The sequence below is a fragment of the Thermoleptolyngbya sp. C42_A2020_037 genome (assembly GCF_015272455.1).
Lineage (GTDB): Bacteria > Cyanobacteriota > Cyanobacteriia > Elainellales > Elainellaceae > Thermoleptolyngbya.
Genome location: NZ_JACYLP010000022.1, coordinates 47,250 through 66,252 on the forward strand (window position 1 = coordinate 47,250; position 19,003 = coordinate 66,252).

Below are 19,003 nucleotides of genomic sequence, written 5' to 3' on the forward strand. Positions count from 1 at the left end.
AGGGTTAGCAAAGTAGCAGCCTTCAAAACTTTATCCCGCTCTCCCTCTCCCGTCTGCCCAATCCTTGCCCATGCACGCTGCCGACACTGCGATCGCCCATCTCCAAGCCCACAAGTCTGCCTGGGCAACTTTGCCGATTCCGGCGCGGCTAGACTTGCTGCATCGCTGTATTGCGGGAACGGTGGCAGTAGCAGAGGATTGGGCGATCGCCGCTTGCCACGCCAAGGGTATTGATCCCAATGCGCCACTGGCAGGAGAGGAGTGGCTGCTGGGGCCTGTGGGTCTGCTGCTGAATTTGCGGCTGCTGATTCAGGCATTGGCAGCAGGAGGACAGCCGCGCCCCGTGTCCGTGCGCTTGCGGGCAGACGGGCAGCAGGTAGCCCAGGTGTTTCCTGATAATCCGCACGATCGGCTGATGTGGCTGGGGTTTCGGGGCGAGGTGTGGATCAAGCCAGGCCAGCCCGCCAGCCAGGGGCGAATTTACCGGCCGGGTGGCAACTCAACTGCGGGCGTGGCGCTGGTGCTGGGGGCGGGCAATGTGTCGGCGATCGCCCCGATGGATGCGCTGTCGAAACTCTTTGCCGAAAACCAGGTGGTGCTGCTCAAGCTCAACCCGGTGAATGACTATGTAAAGCCGTTTCTGGAAACTGCCTTGCGGCCCCTGATCGAAGGCGGGTTTCTGGCAATGATCACCGGGGATGCAGCAGTGGGCGCATTCCTCTGCCAGCACGAAGGCATCGACACGATTCACGTCACCGGATCGCACCACACCCACGATGCGATCCTCTGGGGCAACACGCCCGCAGAACAGGCCGAGCGCAAGGCCGCCAATCGGCCCGTGATTGCCAAGCCCATCACCTCAGAACTGGGCTGCGTTACGCCGATTTTGGTGGTGCCGGGTCGCTGGTCGGCCGCCGACTTGCAATACCAGGCGCAGCACGTCGCCAGCATGGTCGCCCACAACGCCAGCTTCAACTGCGTCGCGGGTAAGGTGCTGGTGCTGTCCAAACACTGGCCGCAGCGAAACGACTTTCTGGACGCGCTGAAGTCTGCGCTGGCTGCCACACCCGCCCGCAAGGCCTACTATCCCGGCGCACAGGATCGCTACCAGACATTTCTCGACCGCTACCCGCAGGCGATCGCCCTTGCGCCTCGCACCCCCGACATTGTGCCCTGGACGCTAATCCCCGACGTGCCCCCCGCTCCCGGCGAATATGCCCTGACGACGGAAGCCTTTTGCGGCGTGCTGTCCGAAGTCAGCCTAGATGCGGGCGACACCGCAGCGTTCTTGCAACAGGCCGTAGACTTTGCCAATGAAACCCTCTGGGGCACGCTGTCCTGCGTCTTGCTGATCGACCCGGTAACGCGGCGACAAAATGCAACAGCGGTCGAGCGGGCGATCGCCCAACTGCGCTATGGCAACATCGGGATCAACGCCTGGACGGGCATGAACTTCCTGCTCAGTGCCCTCACCTGGGGAGCCTTTCCCGGCAATCCCCTCAGCGCCATCGGCTCCGGTCGCGGCATTGTTCACAACGCCTACCTGTTCGACTATCCCCAAAAATCTGTGGTCTATGCCCCATTCCACATCCGCCCCAAGCCCATCTGGTTTGCCAATCACCGCACCTTGCAGCAGGTGGCGCGGCGCTACGTGGCATTTTTGGAAAGACCCGGCTGGGGACGACTGGCGAAAGTGGCGATCGCCGCTTTGGGCGGGTAATTTCGATTTTGGATTTTGGATTTTGGATTTTGGATAGCCCGTCCAACGTCTGCGGGGTTTCCAGCCACTTCGGCCGCAGTGCCATCTCAGTGCCATCTCAAGCGCCATTTCAGAGAATCGATCGAACCGAAGCTGTTCGAGCGCCAAAAAATCGAGCGCAAAAAAATCGAGCGCACAATAAGCACAAAAATAGACGGCTGATGCAGAAAAAGCCTCGCATCAAGCCGTCCAAAGAGAGTCGATTTTAGAATGCTGATCTTTGATTTTGGAAACTGCGGATTTCCCGACCAATCTAGGCCGTTCAGCCCAGAGCTTCAATCCAAAATCTAAAATCTAAAATCGCCTAAATTGCCTAAATCGCAGTGGCGATCGCATTTCTCGGTCGATAATCCGATCCCTGCTTGTTTGCACAGAAGCCCAAATCAACCGATTGTCCTGGCTGCAAGCGCTGTCCCCAACTCGGCGGCGAAACGGTATACCGCGTACCCTGACGGCTAAAGGTGCCATTCCAACTCTGGTTGATCGTCGCCTGGTTCATGTCAAACGTCAGTCGCCAGTTGTTTACCGCGCTGCGGCCCTGGTTTGCCACCCGAATGGCAGTACAGAAACCAGTCTGCCAGTCTGACTGCATCGTTAAGCTAGTGCTGAGTCCAGATGAGGGACTGGGGCTGGGCGATGGACTAGGCGACGGACTGGGCGATGGACTTGGAGATGGGCTAGGTGATGGACTAGGGCTAGGCGACGGCCTGGGTGACGGACTCGGAGACGGACTCGGACTGGGCGATGGGCTGGGGCTGGGCGACGGACTGGGCGACGGACTCGGCTTCGGAGTCGGGCTGGGGCTGGGTGATGGGCTGGGGCTGGGTGATGGACTTGTCCCTGGCGCAACCCCCGGCACGGGCAGCAATTGGTTCAAAAGTTGCTGCTTGTCTGCATGAATCGTCTGCCAGTTGTCTTGCAAGATGCCGCCTGTGTCGCCGCTATTCGGGTTCCAACTCCAGTAGGCGAAATGAAGCTGATTTTGCCCAATGAAATTGACAAACTGGCGCTGCCAGATCCCTTCTTTGGAACGAGTATCAACCTGTCTGCCGCCAAACTCACCCACAAAAATCGGCGCGATACCTTCGCGAGCAATATAGTTGAACCCGATCTCCCAGCGCTCATACAGATTTTGGGGAAAGCTGGGTTCATTAAACCAACTTTGGTTGTAAACCCCTGCGCCATACTCGTGAGGAGAGTACACCAGTTTATTGGGACGGGTCAGGCGCACGGGATAGTTTCGCACACCCTCCAGATTGCCGCCCCACCAGTGAACTGCAAGCCGCTGACCCGGTACGTTTTTCTCCACGCCTTCGACTACGATCAGCCAGTTGGAGTTCACGTTCAAAATGCTGTTTCCGGCTCGCTCGGCGGCCAATCGCCAGTCGGTGGACTGGTCGCCTGTGCCCCAGCTTGCTCGACCGTGTGGCTCGTTTTTGAGGTCGGCCCCGATGACGTTCGCCTGGTTTCGATAGCGGTTGGCCAGCATCGTCCAGGTGCTGATCCAGTCCTGCTCCGTAAAGCCATCGCCATACCATAGTTCAGGAATGCGCTGGTCATTCAGCCGGTGGCAATCTAGCAGGATCATCAAACCCTGGCGCTGGGCTTCCTGAATCACCAGATCCATGACTTCGAGGGGCGTTTTGCCCTGCAATTCGCGGTTGCTGCCGATGGAAAAATCCACGCCGCTGATGGTTTGCGATCGCAGCGATTGAATCGAGAATGGCAGGCGAATCACGTTGTAGCCGAGGCTGCGAATCTGCGCCAGCATTTGCTTATAGTCGCGGGCCCAAAGTCCATGCGGCGCGTGGGTTTCTGTCTCGATGCCAAACCAGTTCACCCCGCGCAGCAGAATCGTTTTGCCCGAAGCGTCGAGAATCTGTGAGCCACGGGTCGAGAGCGGAGTTTGTACGACTGTAGAGGCGATCGCCACGGGTGAATCCGACAACCCCGACGGCAGCAGGCGGAGCGTAAAGCCAACGGTGAGCAGCAGCGACAAGCTAAACAGCAGCAGTCCTTTCAGACTTTTGCCGAGTCTCCATGGCCGTTTGGTCAAAAACCCGTCTGCGTCTTGATGTCCCCTCTGGCGTCGTCCTCCCCGATTGACCAACCCACCTCGAAAGATCTGCGTGAGTTTTCTGCTCATGGTTATTAAGTCCTCCATCGAAAGACGTATTGGAGAGTGAAAGACACTCAGAAGATGTACCGCCTGATTCAAAAATGACCTCTTTCCTCTACATAGGTTTCCGCAAAACTCCGGGAAGCTTGAATTCTTCCTAAAGCAATATTCAAGTTTTGATAAAGAAACCTAATTCGGTGATTCTTCGGATGATTTCATCACAGAAAATACTTAGGAGGATTTCGGGAGAATTCTCTGTGCGGCATGTATTTATCCAGAGATCCCCATTGCTTTGAAGATTGATGTAGAGATTCAAGTGGAGATTGAACATGAGCCAAATAATTCTCTGAAAATCAGTGCTTCATGCCTGCTTTATTTTTCACGTATTTGATAAAGCTTTGGAAAAATGTTTGAAAAGAATCCGAAAAGCTTCCAGTAAATTGAAGCATCAATATTCAAGAGATAGAATTTCCGAATCCAGCATTATTCCAGTATTTATTGATGGGCGATCGCCCCCTTTTGCCAGGAAATTGAAAAATTTGCAAAACCACATTTTCGTCTAATCTTATACAGTTTTTATCGAAAACATCAGGTTTGCATCCACTCGATGGATGGCATAGCATAATTAGCTCCCTGCATCAGTTCAGGATCTTTTCCATAGAAACCTCTGCCTCTGGCAAAAGACATACTGATGTAAGTTAACTAAAGCGTCTGTTTTTTTGCTTTAGATCATTTCTGTCTCAGGTGGCGAAATGAGTGTTTATATAGAGCGCGATATGAAAGTTTACTCGAGCTTTAAACGCAAGACTGTGCTCTTTACGAAAGGCATACCCAAGCCCCTTGGTCTACGGGTTAGTCTTGTAAGTAAGCAGATGTCTTCCCAAACTTTAGCCACCAGGGTATCGTTACGCAGCACGGGTTGTACCACGACTTGAAAGTGGGCATGTCTAATTAGGGATGACAATTTCACGTAGTTAGCCGCTTCTATATTTCTGTTGTTTTTTGGTTCCTGAACTATGAGCTTTCCACGTACTTTATTGTCTTCGTCACTGCTCGCAGGTGTTGTGTTTTCGGCAGCTACGCTTCCTATGGCTGCGATGGGTTCTCAGCCCCTAACGGTTCACTTAGAAAACCAGCCCATTTTCGCAGGGCAACTTAAGGAGCTATCGGGGCCCTACCTGGGGCTTGCAACGGCGGTCAGTCTGGGTGCTGGCGTGACGGCTCTGGCGCTGTTGAGCTGGAGCAACTCTTCTCGGAAGCTAAGCAAAGCGGAAGATGAAGTTTCTGATCTTCGTCAGAAGTTGAAAGACAAGGAGAATGAGTTAGAGAGCCTGCGATTTTCGGAGACGCGGCTGGCTTCGGCAGGTCTGGAGTCTTTCCTGGATGAGGTGGAGACTGTTTCTCCTGCGGCTGAACTACTTCAGCACTCGCTGGCGCAGGTTGAAGTGGAACAGCGAGCCACGGTTGCGGTTGGCAAGCAAGCAGAATTAGTCAGCCTTGAGCCAATCAAGCGCCATGCGGTTTCTGCCGAGGCGGCTCAGCCTGCTTCTCTCGAAGCGACGGTCGAAAGTGTGTCTCAGGCGCTAAAGGGTGCGGACAGCCCCGCTCAGATCGACGACTTGCTGAATCACCTGAAGCAAATGATGGCTCAGATGGAAAATCTGAAGGCAGAGCAGCCCGAACAAAAGCAGCAGCCCCGCTTTACTCGTGTGCCCAACACGGTATGGCAACAGCAGCGCCTTGCGTCCTAATCTGTCTGTAAGCCAGGTTCGTCTCTCATCCTTGCTCTGATTTGTCTCTGATTGAGAATCCCTGCTGGGTAAGACCTTGCGGGGATTCACGCTTTTTAGCACATTGCCCCACAAAAACCGGACTAGGGCTTCAGCAGCGTGGCCGACCACAAGCGGGAAAGGGGTAGACCGACCTGGCGATGGGCCGCCTCGATGAGTGCCGGATCGGGCGCATTGAGTTCCGACAGGATCAGGGTTTGGGCTGGCGAAACGTGCGATCGCACCCATTCCACCCCCTGCTCTGCATAACAAGGCAGCAAGCGCTGGGTGATAACTTGCCACTGCGCCTGCTGCTCTGGCTCCGAAAGTCCCGCTGGATAGGCGATCTCGACCACCACCAGCGCAGACTCGTTCCACACAGGCGGAATACCCTCCGGTTCGCGGAGATGGTCAACCCACATCTTCTCAAAGGGAACATAAGCCGTGCGGTAGGACATACGGACGGCTTCGGCATCAGGAGCCTCAAAGCTGCAAATCATGCGGTGGCGATCGCCCGACAGCAGGGAATATCGCCAGGTTGCATTTCGCGCTGCCAGACAGGGAAACACTCGATTTCCTTCGTCTGCCAGAACCTCTGGCGTGATGGGATCGGGGCGATCGGTTTCAACAATGATGAGGGTCATGGCGCTTTTTCCAGAGCAACGGCATGGGGATGCATTAGGGCCATCTGGTGTCGGGTTTGGGTAACGGCGGCGCGGGCGCGGCGGCTGAGATCGGCAACACTGATTTGCGGATAGAACTGCTGGAACAGGTCACTTGCCTGCTGCCGGGCCGCGGCGACAGCGTTGCGGTCGGCAGCGCTTTCGGAAACTCGCAGCCAGCCTTGCACCAGCAGCGCCCACGCCAGCGTCACATCGACGGGCTGATTAATTGCCTGAGCTTCGGACAGCGCCACGGCTGCTTTCTCAATGGCTTGGGTGGGGCGATCGCTCGCCAAATCAACCTCAGCGGCACTACTCAGCAAATACGACAGCATTCGGCGATTGTCGAGCTGTCGCAGGACAGCGATCGCCTGATCGAGTGCCGCCGCTACATCGGTTTTTTGCAAATGATATCGGGCTAGGGCTGTCAGCGCATCTGCTACGGCGGCTTCACTGCCCTGGCCCTGAATCTGCGAGGCAACAGTGGCGATCGCCTGACTATAGGCCAGCGCTGCCACCGGGTTTCCTGCTTCCAGTTCTGTCATCGCGAGATAGGTCAGTACCCAGCATTCGCGCCAATGATCCTGCTCCTGCTGCGCGATCTCGTAGGCCCGTTGCAGCAGTGCCCGCCCCTCGTCATAGTCGCCCGTGTGCAGTCGCACGCGACCCAGCCCACCGTACAAATCCGCCGAATCTTGCCCCACTCGTGCCGCCAGCGATCGCGCTTCTTCCAGCAGCGCCTCTGCCCGCGCCATCTCTCTACCCACTTCCGCCAAACAGGAACCACTGGATGCCAGGGCGCGAGCCGTCATCATGGGATTAGCCAACCGCCCAATTTCCACGACTCGCTCGGAATGTTGCTGCACATAGGCAAAATTGCTGTACTGAAAGTTTAGAATCATCAGCACTTCCAGCCCCGCCATCTCCGCTTCCGAGAGGCCCAGCCGATGGGCTTCTTGCACCAGTTCCTGAACTTCTGCCTCCAGCGGAGCCACCTGTTCGGCAGGAACTCCGGCAAACAGCAGCACTTGCAGCAGTTCGATATGCAGCCGAACGCGGGTGCGCTGATCTAGCACCTGGCAATGCTGAATCCCGCGCAGAGAAAGTTCCGCAGCTTCGGCATAGGCAAATAGTTTGAGCGAATAGTTGGCCGCCGCCAGACACGCCGTGGCTGCCAGAGCGCGATCGCCCCCCAGCGCGGCGTGATGGGCGATTTCTGCCGCCAAAGACGAGTCATGGCTTGCCCGCTGGTGCAGCTTTTGGGAAATCTGGAGATGCAGCAAGCGACGACGGGGTTCCGACAGTTGCCGATAGGCCACCTGCCGCACGATGTCGTGGGCAAAGTCGTAGCGTGTTTCCTGTCCGTGAGAGGCGCTCACCCGAATTAGGCTTTCTCGCTCTAGCTGCTCAATGCCCGTCAGCAGCTTAGACAGCGGTGCATCAGCAATGTCAGACAGCGTGGTGGGATCAAAGGTTCTGCCCAGCGCGGCCGCCCAGGGAATGAGTTCGCGAGCGTAGTCGTCCAGCCGTTGCAGGCGATCGCCAATCAGCAGTTCCAAACTATCGGCGTGGGTTGCTTCGCCTGAGGACATCGCCCGCGCAATTTCCAGCGCAAACAGAGGATTGCCGCCGCTGTCGATAAACACCTGCTGCGTCTGCTCTGGCGACCAATCCTGCTCTAGAGGCGCGTAAACACTGCGAATCAGCGCGGCAGTTTGTTCTGGCTCTAGCGGTTGCAGCGGCAGCGTCAGCAAGCGCCGTTCTCGCCGCAGCGCTTGCAATCCTCGCAGCACGGCTGCATTGTCGTCTAGCTCTTTGGTGCGGGCGGTGCAGGCAAAAAAGACGGAATGCTGACTCAGCAGCCGAATGGCATAGTGCAACAGCGATGACGATGCTTCATCGATCCACTGAATATCGTCCAGAACAATCAAAACGGAACACTGGCTGGAACAGAGCGTGGAAATAAACTGAACCACGCTGTCGAATAGATAGCTGCGATCCGACGGACTGCGATCGGAACTTTGCGATGAAGGACTCGATTCACTGAGTAGGTAAGTCAAATCTTCCGGTATTTGCACGTTGGCATTCGTCACAAACGCACGCAGCGCATCAATCCACACGCCATAGGGACGCACAATTTCTGCTTCAAAGCCGCGCCCCCACAGGATGCAGTGATTCTGCTGCTGAAACTGCTCCTGAATTGCTTGCAGCAGGCGCGTTTTGCCAATGCCCGGTTCTCCCGTCAGTAGCAGCACCGGGCGATCGCGCAGGGTGTCCAAAGCTGCGTTATCCAGCGAATTCTCTGCCCCCATCCACTGCTGGATGGTGTCCCATTCGTGGGTTCGCCCAATCAGCGGGCTAAGCTGCTGCGCTGCCGATGCAGGAGACAGCAGGGCGGCACTGACCAGCGGGCGATCGCCCCCAGAAGCAGTTGCAATACTGCCTGCAAGACTGCCAAATGGCTCATCGTCTGCGTTGAGGATTTGGTCGTACAGCTTGCGGAGGGTGGGACCAGGGTCAACGCCCAATTCTTCCCGCAGCAGCGTCATACAGTGGTGATAGACCTGGAGTGCGTTGGCGCGATCGCCCTTCAGCCAGTGCAGATGCATCAGCGTCGTGTGGGCGGATTCGTTGAGCGGGTCGCTTCGCAACACCTGCTGAGCGTAGGCGATCGCCATATCGTAATCCTGCTGTGCTTTGAGCAGCGTGATGGTCTGCTGCAATGCTCGCTTGTGCGTCTGCTGGAGGCGATCGCGCTCTGGCTCAATCCACTCGTCTGTGCAACTGGGCAGCAAATCGCCTTGGTATAGAGATAAGGCGGCTTCCAGGTGCGATCGCGCGATGTCGGGTTCGGTCGCCTGGGCAGCCAGCTTTACCGCATTCTCAAATTCCGCCACATCCAGAACAATGGAGGCGCTGGGTGACCATTGCAGCGTTTTGGCATCTGCCAGCAGCACCGTATCCGGCTCTGGTAGGGCTTGTCGCAGGTGGGAAAGGGCCTTTCGCAGGTTAGAGCGAGCCTGGGATTCGATGGAATCGGGCCAGAGGTGAAAGGCAAGGCGCTGGCGAGGCTGCGGCGTGCGGCGATGCAGCAGCAGATAGGCCAGGAGAGCCTGTTGGCGATCGCTGCCAATGCCCAACGAAATCTGTCGCTCATCGGTAATGGCAAAGTCTCCAAGCAATTTAATGTGCAACCTGGGAGGCATGGCATCACCCGCTCAAGTGTATCGTTCTGGAACCTCCTTCTGGAACTCCCTTCTGGAACCCCTTGCAAGTCCACGTCCAGACGCTTGTCAGGATTTTACTCCATGTCTGAAATTGCCTGTGTTTCTGCGTCAGCACTGCGGGGCGATCGCTCCATTTTGGCATCCAATCGAGGAACGCCGCTCTGGGGCCAACTACGGCTGCACGGTCCCATCTGGCAGAATCGCGCCCTGAAAAACAGCCCCTTCCTGGGTTGCGCCGTCTAGCTTCGCTCCGCTGAGATCGCTGCCGCTAAAGTCGGCATTGCTGAGATTAGCATTGGTAAAGTCTGCGTTCCGCAAGAAAGCATTCTTCAAGCTGGCACCGGAGAGATTTGCACCGCTGAGGTTTGCAGAGGGCAGCGCGGCACGGTTGAGGTCTGCGTTGCTCAGATTTGCGCCGCTGAGGTTGGCGGTGTCTAGCAGCGCTTCGCTTAGATTGGCACCGTTGAGGTCAGCGCCGCTAAGATTGGCGCGATTGAGCTTCGCGCCCTTGAGGTCAGTATTGGCCAGAACCTTGCCCTGCAAATCGCACTCGATACATTCTTTAGTATTAGCCAGGCGGGCTTGCGGATCAGGACTGGCACAACTGCTGAGGAGCAGAAGAGCAAGGGCGATCGCCCCCACAGGCACTGCCGTTCGCCCCGCTTTTGCAAAGCTCTGGGAAGCTGACTCTAGCCTGGGCAGGCTAGGCCACCCAAAGGGCGCTCCAAAATCACGGGTTTTCGCAAGGAACCAGTCCCAACACGTCTGCATAGAATCGATGGATAGCCTTCAGCCTGATTATTTGCCTTTTCGATTCTCCATCACATCGATCGGCAGCGTGGCGCTGATCCAGAAATCTTCAGGAAGGCAGTAGGTCTTAGCCAACCCCAGCACCAAAATCTCGCCAAACGCCAATCAACATCCCCTGGATTTGCACATCTGAAGCGGGTCTTTCAATGGGGTCGTACTTTGAGTTGGCGGGCTTCAGCGTTACCTTATTGCCGCGCCGATAGAAATACTTCAGGGTATTGCCCTCTCCTTCGACTCTCGCTGCAACAATCGTGCCGTTCTTGAGCTTGTCTGGCTCTTTCACCGGACGCATGATCACCACATCACCGTCGGCAATCAGGGCTTCGATCATGCTGTCGCCTGTTACCCGCAGCGCGTAATCTTGCGGCTTGAGCTGCATTCCAGAAATATCGAGAAACTCTGTGTCGCCCGTTGCAGGTTCCAGCGCTCCCCCTGCAAACACTTCACCCCGAATCGGCACGCCCTGAGAAAATCCATGAAGCAGGCGCAGCGTCCGGGCTTTGCCCCGCGTCCAGTCGATGTATCCCTTGTTTTGCAGATGCTCCAGGCGGCTCTGAATCGGCGCGGGCGATCGCAGCCCCATTGCCTGCATCATCTGGCGGATCGAGGGGGCGTGCTGATTTTCGCGGATATATTCGACCAACCAGTCGTAGAGTTCCTGCTGGACTTCGGTTAAGGGTTCCATAGCGCTTTGGGGAAAAGGCGAATTGACGAGGAGTGATTTGGAGCTACACCCTCAAAGAACAGGTGTACCAAAACTTTTTCATTCTGTCTAGCCTTTCAGGCAAAAAGACAGCAATATTCACAATTAAATTTGCTTATGATTCTTTGCTTATAACTCAGGCGCGGCTGGGTAAACGGCTGCATCACGCGGTCAGACACTAGACTAGGAAAAAGCCGACGGTTCCCTGAGTTGGCTCCCTTGCCGATTTATCCACTCGCTCTCTTGCCCATGCGAACGCCCCTGGCCTGGTCAAACCTGACCTATGAACGTCGCCGCCTGCTAACGGCGATCGCCGGCGTGGCGTTTGCAGTGCTGCTGATGTTCATGTTTCGCGGATTTGAAAACGCACTCTACGACAGCCAGGTGCAGTTGCTCAAGGTGCTGAACGGCGAAATTATCGTGGTGAATCGGCTGAAATACACCATGTTTATTCCAGCGCAGTTTGCCCGGCGGCGGCTCTATCAGGCGCAGGCCTTCGACGGTGTGGAGGCGGCCTATCCGCTCTATGTCCGCGATGGCGCTGCCTGGAAGAATCCCGAAACCAAGGCGGTACGTCCGCTGCGGGTGCTGGCGTTTAACCCCAATGACCCGGTGCTGACGATTCCTGAAGTGCTGGCCAGCCAGGAGGCGCTGAAGCTGCCTTGGACGGTGATTGTAGATGAGAAATCGCGGGCAGAGGTGGGAACCGTGACGACGGGCACCGTGACCGAACTGGCGGAACAGCAGGTGCGCGTTGTGGGCACCTACGCGCTAGGGACGGATTTTGCCTCTGCCAATGGCAATGTAATTATGAGCGATCAGAATTTTTTGCGCTATTTTGCCAACTTGGGGCCCGAAGAGCAAAGCCGCGACCTAAATACGGTAGACATTGGGCTGCTGAGGGTACGGCCCGGGGCGGATGTGGATGCGATCGCCCGCACCCTGCGCGACCAATTGCCCAAAGACGTGGCCGTGTTAACCAAGCCAGAGTTCGTAGACATGGAGTTGGATTACTGGCGCAACAACACCGCCATCGGCTTTGTGTTCACGCTGCTAACCATCATGAGCTTCGTCGTGGGCATCATCCTGGTCTACCAGATTCTCTACACCGATGTCGCCGACCACTGGACGCAGTATGCCACCCTGAAGGCGATCGGCTATTCCAATCGTTATCTGCTGGGCGTGGTGTTTCAACAGGCGCTTTTGCTGGGTGTGATGGGCTTTATCCCCGGTTATCTGATTTCGCTGGGGCTGTATCGGGTCACGGCCAACGCTACGGGACTGCTGATGCAGATGACGCTGGGCCGCGGGCTGAATATCTTGCTGGCGACGGTGGTGATGTGCCTGATTTCGGGGGCGATCGCCATTCGCAAGGTGCAATCGGCCGATCCCGCGGAGGTCTTTGGAAATTAGCGGTTAGAGGCTGGGGGCGAGGTTCTATTGGGTCAGTGGATTACTCATACGCTGCACAGCCTACTGCACAGCCCACTGCACAGCCCACTGCACGACAAAACCACCCATCCCCTACCCATCTGTCTAGGGTCAATCAGCGTGAAATCCGCCCATTCTTCCGATCCCAGGCGCGGGGCGCGTTCGGCAAGCTAAAGGCAGATAGGCAACCGGCCTACAGCGTTTTTGAAGCTAGTGAGGCACACGGATGGTCAATAAGCCCTTGCCTCGTGAGGGCGGCATGTGCCTCACCCCGCAAGAAAATGCTGTATCACTTCTTAAACCGGAGGCGTTTCATGACCGACTCAACGACTGGAGCAGCCGCAGAAGCCGTCGCAGGAAGCGGAATGCTGGCAGCATTTTCGGAGGGTTTGTCGAGGGCGATCGCCCTGGCAGGCCAGTCCACTGTCGCGGTTCACGCCCGCCATCGCATGGGGTCGAGCGGCATCCACTGGCGACCGGGCTTTGTGGTCACTGCCGAACACACCATCAAGCGCGAAGACGACATCACCCTGACGCTGCCCAATGGTCAGACCTGCGGCGCAACCCTAGTTGGGCGCGACAATAGCACCGATCTGGCGGTCCTCAAGGTAGAGGAATCGGCCTGTGCAGTGGCGGATCTGAGCGACAGCAGCACCCTCAGCGTGGGGCACATTGTGCTGGCGGCGGGCCGCTCTGCCGAAAATGGCCTCAGCGCCAGCATGGGCGTGATCAGCGCCATCGGCGGCGGCTGGCGCACCTGGCATGGCGGACAAATCGACCAGTTTATCCGTCCCGATGTGACGCTGTATCCTGGCTTTTCTGGCGGGCCGCTGGTGGACATTCAGGGGCGCATCCTGGGCATGAACACGAGCGGCCCCCGACACCTGGCGCTCACCCTGCCGAGCGCAACGGTCAACCGCGTCGTCGAACAGCTTGCCCAGCGGGGGCGCATTTCGCGGGGCTACTTGGGGGTCGGCCTCCAGCCCGTGCGGCTACCTGCGATGCTGGCTCAGGTGCTGCACCTGCCCCAAACGGCTGGGGTGATTGTGCTGAGCCTGGAGGCTGGTGGCCCGGCAGATGCCGCAGGGATTCTGATTGGGGATGTGCTGGTGTCGCTGGGCGGCGCACCCGTTGGCGATATTGCCGATGTGTATGCCCAGCTTGGCCCAGAACAAATCGGCAAGTCTCTGGTCGCCGAGATCATTCGCGGCGGACGGCAGATGCAGGTGACGCTTAGGGTCGGCGATCGCCCCTAGAGAGCGCTCCCCTAGAGAACAGCACGCAGCGCAGGGAGAGAAACCATGCAATTAACAGATGAATTAAGGGCGATCGCCCATCGGCTTCAGCAATCGACCGTGCAAGTTCGCAGCGACCAGACCGGAGCCGGATCGGGCGTGATCTGGCAGTCAGACGGACTCATTGTGACCAATGCCCATGTCGTGCGGGGGCGGGCGGCGCAGGTAGAACTGGCCGACGGGCGTGTATTTTCGGCAACTGTGCAGCGGCGCGACTCGGCGCGAGATCTGGCCGCGCTGCGGATTGAAGCCAGGGGACTGGCGGCTGCCCCGGTGGGCGATTCGGCCGCGCTGCAAGTCGGGCAGTTGGTTCTGGCGGTCGGCAATCCGCTGGGCATGGTGGGGGCGTTGACGGTGGGCGTGGTTCATGCTGCCCCTGCCGCAGGTTCCCCTTGGGTGCGGGCGGATGTGCGACTGGCGCCGGGAAATTCTGGCGGCCCGCTGGCGGATGTGCAGGGGCGCGTCGTAGGCATCAACAGCATGATTGCAGACGGACTGGCGATCGCCATTTCCACTGCCACAGTCCAGCGCTTTCTGAAAAACACAGCGCCCGTCGGCAATCCGCTGCGCCTGGGGGTAATGCTCCAGCCTGTCTGGGTGCCGCGCGATCGCTGGCGCGGGCAAATTGGCCTGCTGGTGCTGGAGGTTTCGCCAGGGGCGGTGGTGACTAATGTCCTGCGGCCGGGCGATATCTTACTCAGCGCCAACGAGCAGTTGTTTCGCAGCGCCGAAGATCTGCTGGCCGTGCTAGACGACACGCCCCCTGACAGCACACTGCGTCTGGAATACCTGCGAAATTTGAACTTTCCGCAATCGGGCAGCTACCAGCGACAGATCTACACGTTGCAGGTTCCTCCAGTCGCCCTCGCCCAGACCGCCCCCTCGGAGGCCGCGTGACTCAGGTTTTGGTCGCCGCAAATTCGGCCGTAGCGCGGGCAGGGCTATCGGCCCTGTTGAGCGAAGCGGGTCTGGAGGTCGTGGGGAGCGTGGGACTACGCGACCTAGCAGGGCAACTCGCGGGGCTGCATCCCGACGTGCTGCTGCTGTTTGTCGAATCCCGCGAAGAGCCAGGGGCGCTGGTGGGCGAGTGGCTATCGGAGGGGGCAAGCCTGCTGTCTACGCCGATAGTGATGCTCACCGAAGACCCCTCGCCGGAGTGGGTGGCAGAAGCGCTGCGGTTGGGGGTGCGGGGTGTGCTGCCCACGCTGGCGATCGCCAGTGAAATTGTGGCTGCCGTGGCTGCTGCTGCCGCTGGTCTGGTGCCGCTCCACCCAGACACGCTGGAGACGCTGCTGCCCGCGTTGCCCGTCAACGACCCCATCCTTCCGCCTGCGCCGTTGGACGCCACCCTCACGCCCCGCGAGTCCGAAGTTCTAACCATGCTGGCAGAGGGGCTGAGCAACAAGGCGATCGCCCAGCGCCTCCACCTGTCAGAACACACTGTTAAATTTCATATCAGCTCCCTCTTTGCCAAGCTCCAGGTGTCCAGCCGGACAGAGGCAGTCACCCTCGGCGCACGACGGGGTTTGATTCTGCTGTAGCGATCGCGGCTAAGAGGAATTGTCGAACGATGGCAAGAGGGGCTATGCAAGTTCTGCAATTCTAAAATGCGTTTTTCGCATAATAGGTCTGGCAAATCCCTGCTATTTACGTTAACTATGAGAAAGCAATTGCAAGTCACCTAACCGAGGCATTATCGGCTCGACTCATGAACAGCACTCAGCCCGACACAAAGAGCGTTGACACTCCGCCTACCGGAGTCAAGTTAGAGCAAAAGCCCGATTCTACTGCCAGCCCCGTTGAGGTTAATCCAGTTAATTTTGACCAGTGGGCGATTGCCGTTCGCCAGCAAATGCTAGACGCACTCCGCAAGCGCGGCACCCGCTACTAGCCCCCCGCCGTTGAAGAGCCGCATCGTGCAGACTGCTAGGCTCGCTGCAAAATTTCCTCATATTTTTGAATAGCCCGCTGGGCGATCGCCCGCCAGTCGTAGTGTTCGCGGGCCCAATGCTGGGCGGCGATGCCGCGCTGTGGGCGGTCGGCGGCTTGCAGGGCGATCGCCAGCGTGTGGGCCAGGGCACGGGGTTCGCAGGGCACCACCCAGCCTGCCTGCGCCTGGGTCACGTCTTCGTGCAGCGGCACTGCGTTGGACACCACCACGGGCAGCCCCGCCGCCATCGCTTCGGCAACGGCAATCCCAAAGTTCTCGTAGTAGGACGGCAGCACAAATAGATCCGCCGTCAGCAGCAGCTCGCGCCGCGCCTGGGCGGCCACGAACCCGGTCTGGGTGGTGCAAGCCCGCAGCGGAGAAGCATTCAGGCGATCGCTCACCTGTTTTTCGTAATTGGGGTCTTGGGGGTTGCTGCCCGCCAGAATCCAGTGAAACGGGATGCCCGCTGCTTGCACCTGCTCTAGCGCGGGCATCAGCAGATCCAGCCCTTTTTTCGGGTCGAGCCGCGAGAGAAATAGCACCACCGGGCGATCGGGCGGAATGGCAAGGCGATCGCGCACGGCTTGGGCGATTCCCGTGGGGATTGCTTCGCGAATCGCCCGTCGTTCGGCAGGCGCAGCGGCAAACTCCGCCAGATCTACCCCCAGCGGCAAAATCCAGTCCCGCAAGGTTAGCCCAAACCGCTCGGCGGTGGCCGCCTCTTGGCGACTGGTAAAGTGAACCGCCGCTGCACCCGCCAGGTTTTGCCGCTCGATCAGCGTGGCATACAGCTGCTTCAGCCGCCGCTTTTTTTGCAAATCGATGGGGTCGAGCGTGCCCAGCGGCCGCAGGACGTAGGGCAAGTGTCGCGTGCGGGCGATCGCCGCTGCGGTTGAGCTGACGGGCGAAAACAGCGCGTGAACATGCGCCAGGTCAAACGCCGCCGCATGGGTCGCCAGCCACCCCAGCAGCCCCGCCGAAAACTTGTAGCGCCGCCAGCCCGTCCGCCGAAAGTAGCGAATCTCATACCCATCCTGCGCCACAGGCACGCCCAGCGGCACCGCCAGCGGCGCTTGCCCAACATCTCCATTGGCATCCGTTGTCAAGATCGTCACCGCCACCCCGGCCGCCGCCAGCGCCTTCGAGAAGCCCGCGATCATTTGGCTAGGGCCGCCGTAGACGGGAGAGATGGCAGGAATGATATGGACAAGGCGCATTGAGGATGGGAAGTGAAATCACATCAACTGGTCATAAAACGCAAGCTGTTTTTCTGCTAAGACACGATTGGTAAAATGGGCGATCGCCCGCTGGTGGCCACGGGCGGCCAGTTCGGCGGCCAGGGCAGGGCGCTGCATGAGGGACTGGAGGTGATCGCGCAGGGCCGCGACCTGACCTTCGGGAAACACCAGCCCCGCATCGCCAATGACGTGGGGAATTTCGCCAGAGTCGGAGCCGATCACGGGAACCCGGCAGGCCATTGCCTCGATCAGCACATGGCCGAACTGCTCCTTCCAGTGGGGCGTGGTTTCCGACGGCAGCACCAGCGCGTTCATCACGTTGAGATAGCGCGGAATGTCAGCATGAGGCACAGACTCCACCCATCGGAGGCGATCGCCCAAACCCGCTTTCTGCATTCGCGCCGCCACCTCTGCCCGCAGCGGGCCACGCCCCACCAGCAGCCAGCGCCAAGGCAACTCAGGCAGCCCCGCCAGCGCCTCGGCCAGGGTTCGCAGCCCTTTTTCGGGCACAAATCGCCCAACATAGCCCATAACAAATTCTTCGGGTAAAAAGCCAAGTTCTGCCGCCAACGCCGGCTGGGGACAGGGGCAAAACCGCTGCTCATTCACCCCAAGCTGGGGCAATACGGCAATCGGGCCGCCATAGCCATGCTGTCGCAAAATCGCCGCTGCGTCCCGATTTCCGGCGATCGCCCCGTCGGTGTGGTGCAGGTTATAGCGTTCCAGCCAGAGCAGCGGCGGCCGCAGCGCGTAAGGTAAGTTCCACCAGGTAAACAGCACCCGCTTTGCGCCCAGCTTTAGCAGCCGATTCAGGGCAATCAACTGGGCATAGGCCAGGGATTTTGCCCCCTGCTCCACCTGAATCACATCCGGCGGATGCCGCCGCAGCAGAGATATCAGTTCGGCGCGAAAGCAGAGCAAGCCCTGGTGCGTCTGGCTAAAGTTTCCCACAGGCAACACGCGCAGGTTGCCCTGATCATAACCCTGGGGACGAACCGTGCCGCCGACCACGCCGCCCGGTTTCCAGGTGCGCGGCACAACTATCGTAATATCCAGCTTCCTGCCTCCATCAGCCGCCAGTGCCGCCAGCGCCTTCAGCTTGTCGCAATTCAAATCCACGATGTAGGTATGGCTGACGACCCAAAGGCGCATCTAGGGCGAAACCTGGCAATAGGTGTTGATCTCCTCCACCAGCGGGCTTTCCTGATTGGCAGCAGTCAGAAATTCCTGGTGGGCGGCTCTGGCTGCGTCAAAGTTTTCCTGCTGAAGCGCAGTAGAGACTTTGCGGGCGGCGGTGATGATCTGGTCGTACAGAGTCAGCAGTTGTCCTTTATAGTCATTCAATTGGGCATCGCTCAGCTCTACAGCAGACACAGTAGCTTTGCCCTGCTCAAAGCGGTCGGCGACGGCCGAAAATGCTTTATCGTTGGGCTGGCTATTGGCTTGCACGACCGCTTGCACCTCGGCGACCGTGCCATTCACCACCTGAGATAGCCGATTACACTGAGCCAGCTTGCTTTCGCTACAGCCTGCCGCCAAGAGGGCGATCGCCAATCCACCAGCCCAAACGCCACGGCGAGATGCTCTAGCCCCAACGGAAGGGCGATCGCCCCCGGCCGTGCTTCGCCCTGCATCTGGGGTTGCCGTTCGCAATGTTGAAATCACCATGAGATGGCCCCGAAAAAATCGGCTCTGGAAAATGCAATCCGGCTCGATGATACAGCATTTTCTTGCGGGGTGAGGCACACGCTGCCCTCACGAGGCAAGGGCTTATTGACCATCCGTGTGCCTCACTAGCTTCAAAAATGCTGTAGCAAGCTCCGATGGCCGCCGCTACTGCAAATATCGCTGAGGGGCATGACTCCTGGCGCAGGGCAATTGACGGGGGCGATCGCATCCAGTACAATCGTCCATCAAGCTGCTCGTTGATTCCCTTCGACGCGGCTTACCTTTCCCCCGAAATTTTGGTCGTTTAGTCACTTACGGCGCTGGCAGGTGTTCGCCGCACCCACCAACGCCTGACCCCTCGACAGTCCGAGGCTGTCTCAGGGCTGCGTCCA

Annotated in this window: 16 protein-coding genes; 8 read left to right on the forward strand and 8 right to left on the reverse strand. The window is 58.4% G+C overall.

Translation table 11 applies throughout. The features are described from left to right. Positions 1–70 precede the first annotated feature (70 nt). Entirely contained in the window at positions 71–1,720 is a 1,650-nt protein-coding gene (locus IGS16_RS06815; RefSeq protein ID WP_297084455.1) for an aldehyde dehydrogenase family protein, read from the forward strand. 352 nt (positions 1,721–2,072) lie between these two features. Here the strand turns inward: IGS16_RS06815 and IGS16_RS06820 are convergent, their stop codons facing one another. Further along, entirely contained in the window at positions 2,073–3,722 is a 1,650-nt protein-coding gene (locus IGS16_RS06820; protein WP_367185743.1) for a cellulase family glycosylhydrolase, read from the reverse strand. A 1,253-nt stretch (positions 3,723–4,975) separates the two neighbouring features. Here IGS16_RS06820 and IGS16_RS06825 point away from each other — a divergent pair. Next, positions 4,976–5,629: a hypothetical protein gene (locus IGS16_RS06825; RefSeq protein ID WP_297084459.1), complete on the forward strand. Its 654-nt coding sequence runs from the start codon at positions 4,976–4,978 to the stop codon at positions 5,627–5,629. A 122-nt stretch (positions 5,630–5,751) separates the two neighbouring features. Here IGS16_RS06825 and IGS16_RS06830 read toward each other — a convergent pair whose 3' ends face one another. The 4 genes from IGS16_RS06830 to lexA all read right to left on the reverse strand — a co-directional run bounded on the left by IGS16_RS06830 (position 5,752) and on the right by lexA (position 11,031). Next, a complete protein-coding gene (locus tag IGS16_RS06830; RefSeq protein WP_297084460.1) occupies positions 5,752–6,291 on the reverse strand; it encodes a nickel-binding protein in 540 nt (179 codons plus the stop codon). Then, positions 6,288–9,515 (reverse strand): BTAD domain-containing putative transcriptional regulator, encoded by a 3,228-nt coding sequence (locus IGS16_RS06835; RefSeq protein WP_297084462.1) that lies wholly within the window; start codon positions 9,513–9,515, stop codon positions 6,288–6,290. The genes IGS16_RS06830 and IGS16_RS06835 overlap by 4 nt, the downstream gene beginning before the upstream one ends. A 192-nt stretch (positions 9,516–9,707) precedes the next feature. Continuing rightward, positions 9,708–10,307 (reverse strand): pentapeptide repeat-containing protein, encoded by a 600-nt coding sequence (locus IGS16_RS06840; protein WP_297084464.1) that lies wholly within the window; start codon positions 10,305–10,307, stop codon positions 9,708–9,710. Positions 10,308–10,413: 106 nt separating this feature from the next. Beyond that, the gene (gene lexA, locus IGS16_RS06845; RefSeq protein WP_297084465.1) at positions 10,414–11,031 is read right to left on the reverse strand and encodes a transcriptional repressor LexA; all 618 of its coding nucleotides are present in this window, start codon (positions 11,029–11,031) and stop codon (positions 10,414–10,416) included. Between the two features lie 267 nt (positions 11,032–11,298). Here lexA and devC point away from each other — a divergent pair, with 267 nt between their 5' ends. The 5 genes from devC to IGS16_RS06870 all read left to right on the forward strand — a co-directional run bounded on the left by devC (position 11,299) and on the right by IGS16_RS06870 (position 15,666). Then, a complete protein-coding gene (devC, locus tag IGS16_RS06850; RefSeq protein ID WP_297084467.1) occupies positions 11,299–12,462 on the forward strand; it encodes an ABC transporter permease DevC in 1,164 nt (387 codons plus the stop codon). 332 nt (positions 12,463–12,794) lie between these two features. After that, complete coding sequence (locus tag IGS16_RS06855) at positions 12,795–13,736, forward strand: trypsin-like peptidase domain-containing protein (protein ID WP_297084468.1); 942 nt, start codon at positions 12,795–12,797, stop codon at positions 13,734–13,736. 45 nt (positions 13,737–13,781) lie between these two features. Beyond that, on the forward strand, positions 13,782–14,672 hold the full coding sequence (locus IGS16_RS06860; RefSeq protein ID WP_297084470.1) for a trypsin-like peptidase domain-containing protein: 891 nt from the start codon (positions 13,782–13,784) through the stop codon (positions 14,670–14,672). Continuing rightward, the gene (locus IGS16_RS06865) at positions 14,669–15,316 is read left to right on the forward strand and encodes a response regulator transcription factor (RefSeq protein WP_297084472.1); all 648 of its coding nucleotides are present in this window, start codon (positions 14,669–14,671) and stop codon (positions 15,314–15,316) included. Before IGS16_RS06860 ends, IGS16_RS06865 begins: the two co-directional genes overlap by 4 nt. Before the next feature lie 167 nt (positions 15,317–15,483). Further along, positions 15,484–15,666 (forward strand): hypothetical protein, encoded by a 183-nt coding sequence (locus tag IGS16_RS06870; RefSeq protein ID WP_297084474.1) that lies wholly within the window; start codon positions 15,484–15,486, stop codon positions 15,664–15,666. A gap of 35 nt (positions 15,667–15,701) precedes the next feature. Here IGS16_RS06870 and hpsP read toward each other — a convergent pair whose 3' ends face one another. From hpsP to IGS16_RS06885, 3 genes are read right to left on the reverse strand one after another with little or no spacing between them, the layout of a single operon-like run. Further along, on the reverse strand, positions 15,702–16,922 hold the full coding sequence (gene hpsP, locus IGS16_RS06875) for a hormogonium polysaccharide biosynthesis glycosyltransferase HpsP (RefSeq protein ID WP_297084475.1): 1,221 nt from the start codon (positions 16,920–16,922) through the stop codon (positions 15,702–15,704). Between the two features lie 18 nt (positions 16,923–16,940). Then, on the reverse strand, positions 16,941–18,095 hold the full coding sequence (locus tag IGS16_RS06880; protein WP_297084477.1) for a glycosyltransferase: 1,155 nt from the start codon (positions 18,093–18,095) through the stop codon (positions 16,941–16,943). Beyond that, the gene (locus IGS16_RS06885) at positions 18,096–18,611 is read right to left on the reverse strand and encodes a hypothetical protein (RefSeq protein WP_297084478.1); all 516 of its coding nucleotides are present in this window, start codon (positions 18,609–18,611) and stop codon (positions 18,096–18,098) included. A gap of 155 nt (positions 18,612–18,766) precedes the next feature. Between IGS16_RS06885 and IGS16_RS06890 the strand changes: the two genes are divergently transcribed. Further along, positions 18,767–18,919: a hypothetical protein gene (locus tag IGS16_RS06890; protein ID WP_297084480.1), complete on the forward strand. Its 153-nt coding sequence runs from the start codon at positions 18,767–18,769 to the stop codon at positions 18,917–18,919. The last annotated feature ends 84 nt before the right edge of the window (positions 18,920–19,003 follow it).

Bases quoted from the DNA above. Each gene is read 5' to 3' on its own strand.
- hpsP (WP_297084475.1), bottom strand. From the start codon at position 16,922: ATGCGCCTTGTCCATATCATTCCTGCCATCTCTCCCGTCTACGGCGGC.
- IGS16_RS06860 (WP_297084470.1), top strand. From the start codon at position 13,782: ATGCAATTAACAGATGAATTAAGGGCGATCGCCCATCGGCTTCAGCAA.
- IGS16_RS06885 (WP_297084478.1), bottom strand. From the start codon at position 18,611: ATGGTGATTTCAACATTGCGAACGGCAACCCCAGATGCAGGGCGAAGC.
- devC (WP_297084467.1), top strand. From the start codon at position 11,299: ATGCGAACGCCCCTGGCCTGGTCAAACCTGACCTATGAACGTCGCCGC.
- IGS16_RS06815 (WP_297084455.1), top strand. From the start codon at position 71: ATGCACGCTGCCGACACTGCGATCGCCCATCTCCAAGCCCACAAGTCT.
- IGS16_RS06835 (WP_297084462.1), bottom strand. From the start codon at position 9,515: ATGCCTCCCAGGTTGCACATTAAATTGCTTGGAGACTTTGCCATTACC.
- lexA (WP_297084465.1), bottom strand. From the start codon at position 11,031: ATGGAACCCTTAACCGAAGTCCAGCAGGAACTCTACGACTGGTTGGTC.
- IGS16_RS06825 (WP_297084459.1), top strand. From the start codon at position 4,976: ATGGGTTCTCAGCCCCTAACGGTTCACTTAGAAAACCAGCCCATTTTC.
- IGS16_RS06880 (WP_297084477.1), bottom strand. From the start codon at position 18,095: ATGCGCCTTTGGGTCGTCAGCCATACCTACATCGTGGATTTGAATTGC.
- IGS16_RS06870 (WP_297084474.1), top strand. From the start codon at position 15,484: ATGAACAGCACTCAGCCCGACACAAAGAGCGTTGACACTCCGCCTACC.
- IGS16_RS06855 (WP_297084468.1), top strand. From the start codon at position 12,795: ATGACCGACTCAACGACTGGAGCAGCCGCAGAAGCCGTCGCAGGAAGC.
- IGS16_RS06890 (WP_297084480.1), top strand. From the start codon at position 18,767: ATGGCCGCCGCTACTGCAAATATCGCTGAGGGGCATGACTCCTGGCGC.
- IGS16_RS06830 (WP_297084460.1), bottom strand. From the start codon at position 6,291: ATGACCCTCATCATTGTTGAAACCGATCGCCCCGATCCCATCACGCCA.
- IGS16_RS06840 (WP_297084464.1), bottom strand. From the start codon at position 10,307: ATGCAGACGTGTTGGGACTGGTTCCTTGCGAAAACCCGTGATTTTGGA.